This window comes from Cobetia sp. SIMBA_158 (genome assembly GCF_046566945.1).
Classification (GTDB): domain Bacteria; phylum Pseudomonadota; class Gammaproteobacteria; order Pseudomonadales; family Halomonadaceae; genus Cobetia; species Cobetia amphilecti.
Genome location: NZ_JAWJYL010000110.1, coordinates 1 through 372, shown reverse-complemented (window position 1 = coordinate 372; position 372 = coordinate 1). Strand labels below are relative to the sequence as shown.

General features: G+C 36.6%; 1 protein-coding gene. It reads left to right on the top strand.

Annotated elements, in window-relative coordinates; translation table 11 throughout:
• Positions 1-372 (top strand): EAL domain-containing protein (locus R2R70_RS19200; protein WP_410978780.1); only part of this gene is annotated, 372 nt, incomplete at both ends.

Sequence of the window (372 nt, the reverse complement as noted above, 5' to 3'; positions counted from 1 at the left end):
CTGGTGAGTGGGTTGAGCAATGGATACAGGCAAGCGAACAATTCAATTTACCCGAACACTCTGTCTTAATAGAAGTAACAGAGAACACCCTAATGGGAACTGATTCAGAAATAAAGCGACAGCTAAAGCGACTAAGTGAATTTCAAATAGATGTTGCTATTGATGATTTTGGCGTGGGTTACTCATCATTGGCATATTTGCAACGATTAGATATCGACATCCTTAAAATAGATCGTTCATTTATAAAGGATATAGAAAAAAATGATAATAGCATTGCACTAGTAAGGGCTATTATCACAATGGCCCATAACTTAAATGTAGAAGTAGTTGCTGAGGGAGTAGAAAAACAAGAGCAGTACATGTTACTAAAAC